The sequence below is a fragment of the Catenuloplanes atrovinosus genome (assembly GCF_031458235.1).
In the GTDB taxonomy this organism is placed as follows: Bacteria; Actinomycetota; Actinomycetes; order Mycobacteriales; family Micromonosporaceae; genus Catenuloplanes; species Catenuloplanes atrovinosus.
The window spans coordinates 1,218,528-1,227,870 of the sequence record NZ_JAVDYB010000001.1 but is presented as its reverse complement, the minus strand read 5'-3'; the positions used below and the strand labels follow the sequence as shown (position 1 = coordinate 1,227,870).

The window sequence follows — 9,343 nt, the reverse complement described above, 5'->3', positions numbered from 1 at the left end:
GGGCTGGTGCCTGTTCCCGCCTACTCGTCCTTGAATTCGAGCTTGTCGGCGCCGTACTCGTCGAGCTTGGCGAACTCGGTCGTGATGAAGCGCAGGTTCTCCGCCACGGTGGAGAGCGCCTCGTGGCTGAGCTGGCTGCTCTCCAGCGTGGCCTCGGCCTTCGGGATGTAGCTCTGCGCGAACTTCTTGCCGGCCTCGTCGTCGCCCCAGCACCCGTCGACGGCCTCGAGCCGCCGCTTGAGCGAGATGAGCGCGGTCTCCAACTGATCCGCGATGCCGTCCAGCTCCCGCGACGAGCCGTTGACGACGGGGATCTCCACCCTGGTGATCTCGGACATCAGTGCTTCTCACCCTTCAGCCGGGCGCGGTCGTCCGCGCTGATCGCGTCCGCGGGCAGCGCCTTGAGCGCGGTCTCCATGAAGTTGCCGACGATCTGGTCGAGCGGGATGTCACCGTTCGCCAGGCTCTTGAAGGAGATGCCGGGGAGCAGGTCCGCGCCGAGCATCTCGTCCATCTTGCCCATCGCCTCGGTACGGGCCGCGGCGATCGCGTCGACGATGGCGGCACCCAGCTCCGCGGGTGCCATCTGCCGGTACTTGGGGTTGTTGAAGGCCAGCTTGGTGAGGTCGCCGCGGCCGTTGAGCGTCACGGTGAGCATGCGGTCCTTGGTCGTGTGCACGGTGCTGCCCGACCCGATCTGCTCACCCAGATCGGCCAGCTTGGCGCGCTCCGCGTCGAGCTGCGCGAGCGCGGCGTCGAGTTCCCGCTGCGCGTTCCCTGCCCTGTCGTTCATCCGCGTTTCCTCTCCGTGCCGGGTGCTATGTGATCACAACCCGAGCGGGACTCAGAACTTGACCTTGCCACGGCCGGGAATGTCCCAGCCCTCCCGCTCCTGCGTCTCCAGCCAGGCCTCGACCTCGCCGGTGGGCCCCTTGCCCTCCTTGCGAGTACGGGCGGCGGCGGTGCCCGTCATCCCGGCACCGCCCGCCATGCCCGCGCCGCCCATCGCGCCCGGCATGCCGCCCATGCCGCCCATGCCGGCGTTGTTCATCGGCATCGGCATGGCGCCCATCGGAGCGCCGCTGCCGCCACCGCCACCACCGCCGCCACCGCCGCTGTTGCCGGGACCGGCCAGCGGGTCCGGCTCGTCGGCGGTCTGCACCGCCGCCGCCGACAGCGACACCCCGGCCAGCGTCACGCCGGTGGGCGGCGTGAGCCGGGGTGGCTCCGGCAGCTGCCGCGTGGACAGCGGCTCGCCGGTCGCGGTGACCGCGGGCGGCTCCGGCAGGTCGGTGCCGGCGGTCACGAACGCGCTGTTGACCGAGTGCAGCGTCAGCAGCCCCTTGTGATCGAAGCCGGCGCGCTGGTCGGCCGGGGCCGCGTCGCGGGCCAGCAGCAGCTCACGCACCTGCTGCTGGCCGTTGAGCAGCGCGTCCCCGGCCCGGCGCAGCGAGTCGCCGTAGTCGGCCGACCGCAGTTCCCGCAGGGTCGCGGCGATCAGCGCGGGCCGGGCGCCGGACTGGGAGAGCGGGCCCAGTTCCGGCGGCCGTTCCCAGGCCTCGTCCACCCGGCGCATCGCGATGTCGAAGTCGGCACCGAGATCGGCCAGCGCGCGGCGCCGGGCGTCGAATCGGTCGGCCTCCTCGTACAGCGCGTACGGGCGCGCACCGAGCAGCAGGCGGGCCACGTCGTCCAGCGTGACCGGGGTCTCGCTCATGACGACTGCCGCCCGACCGCGCCGGTGGTGAGGCCGGAGTCGAACTCGTCCCAGGCGCCGTCCTCCGCCTCCATCCAGGTGTTGCGCTCCCGGTCCTTCGGCGGCTGGGCGCCGTGGCCGGCACCGCCCGGCGGCATGGCCTGCATCGGCTGGTTGGGGTCGGTCGCCCCGCTGAAGCCGCCGGCCGTGGACGTCTGTGCCGCCTGTGCCGTGCCGCCGCCCTCACCGCCGCCGGTCGCGGGCATCAGGTTGACGCCCTCGCCGGCCGGCGTCTCCGGACCGCCGACGCCACCGCCACCACCGCCGCCGCCGAGGTCGCCGAGGTCGCCGACCCCGCCGCCGCTACCACCGCTGCTGCCGCCGGTGCCGTCGCCACCGCCGCCCAGCAGGTCTTCGAGGCTGGTCTCCGCGCCGTCGCCGGTGTGGATGCCGTCCTCCTCGATGAGGTCGTCGAGCGCGCCCTCGGCCGCGGCCTTCGCCTCCTCCAGAGCCTCGATCCGGGCCTGCTCCTCCGGCGTGTCGCCGGGCATGGCCTCGGCCTCGGCGATCATCTCGTCGAGCGTGTCGGACATCGCGTTGCGGGCCTCGCCGATCGCGTCGTCACGCAGCGCGTCGTCCGGGTTCAGTTCGCCGCCCTCGCCGGTACCGTCACCGGAGCCGCCGCCGACGCCGTCCAGCGGCTTGCCGTTCTCGTCCAGGCCGAGCGCCTCGAGGTCCTCGATGGCGTCGTTCGCCGCGCTCTTGGCGTCCTCCAGCGCTTGGTCACGGGCGGCCTGCTCGGCGGCGCTCGGGTCGCCGCCGCCGCTGCCGCCACCCGTGCCGCCGCCGGTGTCACCCAGGCCACCGACCGCGGGCATGCCGCCCTTGCCGGAGTCCAGGCCGCTCTCGACCTCGTCGAGCGCCTCGTCGACCGCCTCCTGGGCGTTCTCCAGCGCGTCCATCCGGTCGGCCTTCTCCTCCGCGGAGAGGTTCGGGTCGGCGGCCGTGCTGTCCATCAGGCCCTGGATCGCCTCGTCCGCGGCCTTGCGCGCGTTGTCCAGCGCCTGCTGCGGCGAGCCGGAGTCGTCCACGCCCTCGAGCGCCTCGTCGACCGCCTTCTGCGCGTCCTCCACCGCGTCCTTCGCGGCCGGGTCGTCGCTGGTGGTCTCGAGCAGCCCGTCGAGCGCCTTGTCCGCCGCCCGCTGCGCCTCGTCGACCGCCTCCTCGCCGGTGTCGGTGCCGCCGCCGAGGCCGGCCTCCATCTCGTCGAGCGCGTCGTTGACCGCGTCCTGCGCGTCCTCCAGCGCCTCGGTGCGGTCTTCCTTCTCCTGGTCGCTGAGCGTGGGATCGGAGGCGGTGTCCTCCATCAGGTCCTCGATGGCGTCGTTCGCCGCCTGCTGAGCTTCCTCGACCGCGTCCGCCGCGGGAGAGCCGCCGCTGCCGGTGTCTCCGGAACCGCCCATCAGGCCGTCGATCGCGTCGTTCGCGGCCTTCTGCGCGTCGTCCAGCGCCTTCTGCCGGGTCGCCTCCGAGGCGGGGCTGCCCGAGCCGGAGCCGGAGCCGGTCGAACCGGAACCGCCGCCGGTCGAACCGGAACCGCCGCCGGTCGAGCCGGAACCGCCGCCCATCAGGCCCTCGATAGCGTCGTTGGCCGCCTTCTTGGCGTCCTCGAGCGCCTGCTGCCGTTCGGCCTCGGCCTGCTCGGCGGCCGGGTCCGCGGAGCCGGTGGACGGCGTGCCGCCCGCCTCGCCGCCGACATCCTCGCCGCCGTTCTTGAGGTCTTCGATGGCGTCGTTGGCCGCCTGCTTGGCGTCCTCGAGCGCCTTGTCGCGGGCCGAGTTGCCGCCACCGCTACCGCCGCCGGTGCCACCGCCGGTGCCACCGCCCATGCCGCCGCCCATGCCACCGCCGGTGTCGCCGCCCATGCCACCGCCGGTGTCGCCGCCCATGCCGGCGAGCGCCTCGTTCGCGGCCTCCTCAGCCTTCTTCTCCTGCTCGGCGGCCTTCTCCTCGGCTTCCTTCTCCTTGGCGGCCGCCTTCTCTTCCTGCTCCTTGGCCTTCTGCTCGGCCTTCTCCTCGGCGGCCTTCTGCTTGGCCTCCTCCTCGGCCTCCTTCTTCGCGGCCTTCTCCTCGGCCTCCTTCTCCTTCTGCGCCGCCTTCTCCTCGGCCTCCTTCTCCTTGGCCTCCTGCTCGGCCTCCTTCTTCGCGGCCTTCTCCTCGGCCTCCTTCTCCTTCTGGGCGGCCTTCTCCTCTTCCTCCTTCTCCTTGGCCTCGGCCTCCTCTTCCTCCTTCTTCCGCTCCGCCTCCTCTTCCTCCTCCTCCCGCTTCTTCCGCTCCTCCTCCTCGCGCTTCTTGCGCTCCTCCTCGGTCTCGCCGCCGCTGCCCTCGCCGCTGTAGCCGTTCTCGAAGTTGGTCATCTCGATCTGGAGCTCGTCCATCGAGGCGCCACGGCGGTTGTACTTCTCGGACAGGTTGACCAGCCGCGAGCGCATGTGCGGCATCATCTGGTCCTGCTCGACCATCTGGTACGCGGCGTCGCGCGCCCGCTGGATCAGCGAGGCCGGCGGGTCCTCGCCGGTACCCGCGTACGCCTTGCGGACGACCGCCTCGTACAGGTCCTCCTGGGCCTCGGTGAGCTGGTGGAAGATCTTGTGCGCTTCCCAGAACTCCTTGGCGAAGACCTTGATGTCGTGCCCGGCGTCGCCCACCTTCGTGGGGTAGCCCTCGAGGTTGTTGTAGACGCCGACGGAGTGGCGGTGCAGGGCGTCCGCCACATCGCCGAACCGTTCGCCGGCCTTGCCCTCGAAGTGGCCGACCAGCGAGTTGATGACCTCCTGGAGCCCGGTGTTGATCGCGTTGATCCGCTCCATGGCCTTGCCGATGTCGCGCCCGGCGTCGTGCCAGTGATTACCGACCGTGACGGTGTTGTCGACCAGTTCCTTGACGTACGGGTACAGGTCGGTCCACACCCGCAGGCTGGCGAACGTCTGGCCGGTCGGCGCCGGCACGTCGAAGGAACCGACGTAGGACTCGTCAGTGGCCACGGCGGGCCTCCATGAAGGTCGTCATGATCAGCCCTAGTTCTCCGGGTCGTCCTTGCCGATGGTGAACGTGAACTCGCCCTTCTCGTCCTTGGGCGCGTCCGGCTTGCCGCTGAAGAAGCCGCCGTCGAAGGTGACGTCCTCACCACCGGGCTTGGCGTTGTTCGCCTCGTCGATGACGACCTTGCCGTCCTTGATGACCAGCTTGTCCTCGCCGGTCATCTTGATGTCGAGCTTGCCGTCCTTCCACACCGCGCCGCCGGAGCTGTCGATCTCGAACTTGGCGCTGTTGTTCGTGGCGCCCTTGTCGTTCGTGTCGTACGAGCCCTCTTCGGCCTTCGGGATCGACAGATCCGCGGTGGAGTCGGCCCAGGTGGTGATGATGTCGTACGCCTCGCCCTGGAGCGACGCGGCGTTGGCGTCGTCGTTCTTGCGGAACAGGTCCGCGATCTTGTCGAGCTTGTCCGCGAGGTCGTCGAGCGCCTTCTTCATCGCCTTGCCGTGCTCGTCGATGCCCCTCAGGCGGTCCTGCACCAGCGCCTCGAGCCACACGGCCGAGTCGAACTTGCCGGCTTCGAGGTCCTTGTAATCGCTGGTGAGCACGCCGAACACCTTCATGTCGGCGTCGTCGACGAGATCACGGAGCTTGGTCGCGGCAGCCTGGAGCTTGTCCGCTACGACGGTGGTGGACGGTGTACTCATTCCTCTGCCCTCTCCAGGCCTGGTGTTCCAAGGGAAGCGTGGTCACCGCACGGAGGTCGGCAACGACAAGGTCAATAATCGGTACGGGAAACCGAGAACCGGCCGGTGGACTCGCGCGGAGTCACACCGGCCGGACCGAGACGCTCAGATGCCGTCGCCGAGCTTCTGGTCGAAGACGCCCATGTCGCTGAACATCTGCTGGAGCTGGTTCGCGCGGAACGACATCTCCTCGTTCAGCCGGGTGAACTCCTCGCTGATGTTGCCGGCCTTGGCGTTGTACTCGGTGACGAACGTACCGTCGGACGCCGCGAGCAGCTCGCGGGCGTCGTCCATCAGCGCCTCGATCTCGCTCTGCATGTTCTTGGAGACCTGGAGCATCTCCTCGTACGCGTCGTCCATCGCCGCGTAGTCGTATTTGATCTGACCGTCCTGCATGGAGGTTCCTTTCTCGACTGAATGACTTCGGGAAGGGGTGGACTAGTTGAGTTCCTGCGCCTGGGCGCGGTTGCGCTCCTCGAGCTTGTTGGCGCACTCGTCCATGTAGGCGGCGAGGTCACCGAGGACCTTCTGCCACTCCTCCATCTCGCCGGTCCACATCTCCTGGATTTCCTTGAGCTTCTTCATGAGGTCACCGCTGTTCTTGGCGTACAGGTCCTCGACCTGCTGGGTGACGCCGTCCTCGGCCCTCTTGAAGTTGGACTTCGTGGTCTCGTGCCGATCCGCGCAGGCCCGGATCATGTCCGGGGTTACATCAGTTGTCTGCGCCATTGCGACCTCCACTGGTCATTCGGGCTGATCTGATTCGTTCTGGTAACGCCGCCGCGCGGCCGGCGATCCGTCCCCGTCATGCAATCACCGAAGGTGATGTTCCGGGGTGGAGCCGCGGCCCCGGGGGTATTCGGCGGGGGTTTCCCTCGCCTCGTCTCGCCGCGACCCTCGCCCCGGCCATCGCCGTGACGTCACTGGCCCCACACCTGCCCCTGGAGCGCGGCGTCGCGGCTGAGCACCGGCCCGGTCGGCAGCATGGCGAGCATCTGCGAGGGCATGTCGACCGGCGCGACGCCGCCGTAGCCGAGCGCCCCGACGGTGTTGTCGTCCGGCAGCGGGAACTTCACGCCGTACTCCGAGACCAGGTAGCGCGCGCCGGCCACCGCGCCGGGTGCGGCCCGGTCCTGCACGAACATGCCGGAGCCGGTCGGCACCACCACCTCGTCCACGGTGGACGGCGTCGCCGTCTTGGTGGGTACCGTGACCGCGCCCGCGATGTCCTGTTCCTTCAGCGACGTGGTGGTGACCGTGGTGCCGCCGCCGGACATAGCGTGCCGGACGCACGGCATGTCCGAGCCGATCGCGTTGACCGGCATCGGTGGTGACGCCGGGTAACCGACCACGTGCGTGGCGGACTCGACCACCGGGACGTTGCGCAGTCCGTCCGCGCCCACCGGGATGATGTCGACCTTCTGGTTCGGGTACGCCCTGCGCGTCTCCGGATCACCCATGATCAGCGCCGCCGCGGTCCGGCTCAGCGGCTGCAGCCCCTCCTTGCTCAGCAGGTAGAGCTGCCGCGTGTTCACCACCGCGTTGCTGACCTCGTAGATCTGCCCGACCACGCCGGGCCGGCCGTTGAGCTGCGGGCCGTCCTCCCCGCGTCCCGGGATGTCCGGCGCGGCCAGGTCGCGGCCGGCCGGGATCGAGTTGAGCCAGGCCGGGTTGACCGCGATCGGCGGTGTCGAGTCGTACCCGAGCGCGGTCATCGCGGTCGGCTCCGGAATCCGGTACCGGCGACCCTCCCAGACCAGGTACAGCACCTTGTCCGGCGTGGACACCAGCAGCGCGCCGGTGCCGGCGGACGAGGCCGCGGCCGCGGGCGTGAAGATCAGCGTGGTCCGCGGCGGGTCGTTCGGCTCGGCCGGCGGCCGGGCGCACACCGTCCACGTGCCCGTGTGCAGCGCGGAGGCGATCGGCAGGTTGTCCGGCGCGTCCAGGATGCCGATCGGGCCGCCGACCGGCACGCCGGTGAGCGACTTGCGCGCCACCGTGATGACCGCGTTCTCGTTCTGCAGGATCAGCCGCGCCGACGTGTAGTTGAGCACCGGCCGGAGCTGGCCGTCCATCAGCAGGAAGCGCGCGCCGGTCTCCTTGACCAGGATGATCGAGCCCTCGCGCTTCCACTGGGTGCTGCCGCCCGGCCGCAGCAGGCCGTAGATGCCGAAGCCGGCCGTGATCAGCACCGCGAACAGCAGCCCGACCACGACGCCGATGGCGAACCGGCGGTGCGGCGGGTCGTCGCTGTCCGGCCGGCCCTTCATCATGCCGCCGACGATGCGGCTGGCCTCGAAGAGGTACGCCTGTACCTGATCCCTGCGCGACCTCATGTCAGCCGCCCGCCCAGTGCCGGATGAACTGGTAGATGCCGAGCGCCTGGCCGAGCACCGGCAGCGTGGCGACCGCGATCATCAGCTCGCCGATGTCCGCGGCCCGGGCCCAGTACGGCCGCAGCCGCCGCCCCGGCACCACGGTCGCGGCCACCACGAACGCCAGCCCGATCGCCAGCATGAACGGCGCCACCGCGGCGCGGATCAGCAGGTCCTGCTCCACCAGCCAGCGCATCAGCACGCCGACCGTGATGGTGGTGCCGGGCACCAGCACGGCCCATCGCTGGATGGCCGTGGTCAGGTGCCGGGCGCGCAGGAACAGCAGCGCGGCCGCCATCCCGGCGAACAGCAGCATCCAGAACCCGCCCGGCGCGATCAGGATCATGCCGAGCGGCACCTGAGCCAGGCAGATGCCGATCAGCAGCGCGGACTGGTAGCTGACCGCGGCCTTGCCCCGGTCCACCACGAGTTGGTGCGGCACCGGGTCGATGTCCTCGTTGAGCTGGTCCGGGCGGCCGGGCAGCATCGGCAGCGAGGAGCCGCCGAGCCGGAACGCGATCAGCGGCAGGCCCATCATCACGCCCAGGCTGATCACCAGCGAGATGCCGGCGATGGCCTGCTGGGAGTAGCCGGTGTAGGCGGCGATCACGGACGGGACGCCGATCGCGATCGTGAACGTGATCGCGCCGGTGAAGATCAGCGCGCTGTCCGCGACCGCGGCCAGCCCCACGCACAGCGCGGCCAGCGTGGCGATGGCGGTGGTCGCCACCGGCAGCGCCCAGCCCGCGTCCGGCAGCGCGTAGCCGGCGAACGCCCAGGCGCCGACCGCGGCGTACGCGGCACCGGCCCCGGCGAAGATGGTGCCGGTGACCGGGTCCAGCGCGGCCCGGCTGGCCACGCCCGCCGCGGTCAGCAGCACCACGCACAGGCCGGCCGACGCGAACGCGCGCTCCAGCGGCAGGCCGTTGAGCCCGAGCACCGGCAGCGCGAGCATGATGGACAGTCCGGCCAGCGCCAGCAGCATGCCGCGCAGGCGCGCCGGTGACCAGTGGTCGGAGTGGTGCGTGACCTGGTCCGCGATGCCGGAGATCAGGTCGTCGTAGTCGATGGGGGGCAGTGCCGCCGCGCGCGGGCGCACGTGCACGGTCTCGCCGTCGAGCAGGTTCAGCTCGGCGGCGGACTTCTCCTCGTCCAGCGGTTTCTGCCCGAGGCGCTGCACGACGTACCCGTCGTGGTCGGTGCCGTGGTCGGCGGCGTCGGACTGCAACGCGGGCAGCACCGCGGGCAGCACGTCGATCAGCGCGACCTCGGCCGGCACCGCGACATCTGTCACATTCTGCCCCAGGACAAACCGTAGCCTTACCGGCGCTGCCGTGCGACGCTGTGTGGACTCTTCCATCCGCTGTTTTCCGGTTCCCCTTCCAGCCCTGCATCCGGCCGTGAAGCTAACCGGAACGCCGCCCCGGCCACGCGCGCACGCGCGCGGGACCGGACGGCGGGGGGATAACCCTCACGAGGTGCCCCCGCAG

At 70.7% G+C, this 9,343-nt stretch carries 9 protein-coding genes; all 9 read right to left on the bottom strand.

Annotated features, from left to right (window positions below; all coding sequences use genetic code 11):
• Window positions 1–20: 20 nt before the first annotated feature.
• The 9 genes from J2S41_RS05295 to eccD all read right to left on the bottom strand — a co-directional run bounded on the left by J2S41_RS05295 (window position 21) and on the right by eccD (window position 9,213).
• Window positions 21–338: a hypothetical protein gene (locus tag J2S41_RS05295; RefSeq protein ID WP_310363744.1), complete on the bottom strand. Its 318-nt coding sequence runs from the start codon at window positions 336–338 to the stop codon at window positions 21–23.
• Window positions 338–793, bottom strand: coding sequence for a YbaB/EbfC family nucleoid-associated protein (locus J2S41_RS05290; protein WP_310363741.1), 456 nt, complete (start codon window positions 791–793; stop codon window positions 338–340). The genes J2S41_RS05295 and J2S41_RS05290 overlap by 1 nt, the downstream gene beginning before the upstream one ends.
• A gap of 51 nt (window positions 794–844) precedes the next feature.
• A complete protein-coding gene (locus tag J2S41_RS05285; RefSeq protein WP_310363739.1) occupies window positions 845–1,717 on the bottom strand; it encodes a hypothetical protein in 873 nt (290 codons plus the stop codon).
• The gene (locus J2S41_RS05280) at window positions 1,714–4,740 is read right to left on the bottom strand and encodes a hypothetical protein (RefSeq protein WP_310363736.1); all 3,027 of its coding nucleotides are present in this window, start codon (window positions 4,738–4,740) and stop codon (window positions 1,714–1,716) included. The genes J2S41_RS05285 and J2S41_RS05280 overlap by 4 nt, the downstream gene beginning before the upstream one ends.
• Before the next feature lie 33 nt (window positions 4,741–4,773).
• Window positions 4,774–5,439, bottom strand: coding sequence for a WXG100 family type VII secretion target (locus J2S41_RS05275; RefSeq protein WP_310363733.1), 666 nt, complete (start codon window positions 5,437–5,439; stop codon window positions 4,774–4,776).
• 144 nt (window positions 5,440–5,583) lie between these two features.
• Window positions 5,584–5,874 carry a hypothetical protein gene (locus J2S41_RS05270; protein ID WP_310363730.1) on the bottom strand — a complete coding sequence of 97 codons (291 nt, stop codon included), beginning with the start codon at window positions 5,872–5,874 and terminating at the stop codon, window positions 5,584–5,586.
• 42 nt (window positions 5,875–5,916) lie between these two features.
• Entirely contained in the window at window positions 5,917–6,207 is a 291-nt protein-coding gene (locus tag J2S41_RS05265) for a type VII secretion target (RefSeq protein WP_310363729.1), read from the bottom strand.
• Between the two features lie 191 nt (window positions 6,208–6,398).
• On the bottom strand, window positions 6,399–7,814 hold the full coding sequence (gene eccB, locus J2S41_RS05260; RefSeq protein ID WP_310363727.1) for a type VII secretion protein EccB: 1,416 nt from the start codon (window positions 7,812–7,814) through the stop codon (window positions 6,399–6,401).
• Between the two features lies 1 nt (window position 7,815).
• Window positions 7,816–9,213 (bottom strand): type VII secretion integral membrane protein EccD, encoded by a 1,398-nt coding sequence (gene eccD, locus J2S41_RS05255; protein ID WP_310363725.1) that lies wholly within the window; start codon window positions 9,211–9,213, stop codon window positions 7,816–7,818.
• Window positions 9,214–9,343 lie beyond the last annotated feature (130 nt).

Bases quoted from the DNA above. Each gene is read 5' to 3' on its own strand.
- J2S41_RS05290 (WP_310363741.1), bottom strand. From the start codon at position 793: ATGAACGACAGGGCAGGGAACGCGCAGCGGGAACTCGACGCCGCGCTC.
- J2S41_RS05295 (WP_310363744.1), bottom strand. From the start codon at position 338: ATGTCCGAGATCACCAGGGTGGAGATCCCCGTCGTCAACGGCTCGTCG.
- J2S41_RS05265 (WP_310363729.1), bottom strand. From the start codon at position 6,207: ATGGCGCAGACAACTGATGTAACCCCGGACATGATCCGGGCCTGCGCG.
- J2S41_RS05275 (WP_310363733.1), bottom strand. From the start codon at position 5,439: ATGAGTACACCGTCCACCACCGTCGTAGCGGACAAGCTCCAGGCTGCC.
- eccB (WP_310363727.1), bottom strand. From the start codon at position 7,814: ATGAGGTCGCGCAGGGATCAGGTACAGGCGTACCTCTTCGAGGCCAGC.
- J2S41_RS05285 (WP_310363739.1), bottom strand. From the start codon at position 1,717: ATGAGCGAGACCCCGGTCACGCTGGACGACGTGGCCCGCCTGCTGCTC.
- J2S41_RS05270 (WP_310363730.1), bottom strand. From the start codon at position 5,874: ATGCAGGACGGTCAGATCAAATACGACTACGCGGCGATGGACGACGCG.
- eccD (WP_310363725.1), bottom strand. From the start codon at position 9,213: ATGGAAGAGTCCACACAGCGTCGCACGGCAGCGCCGGTAAGGCTACGG.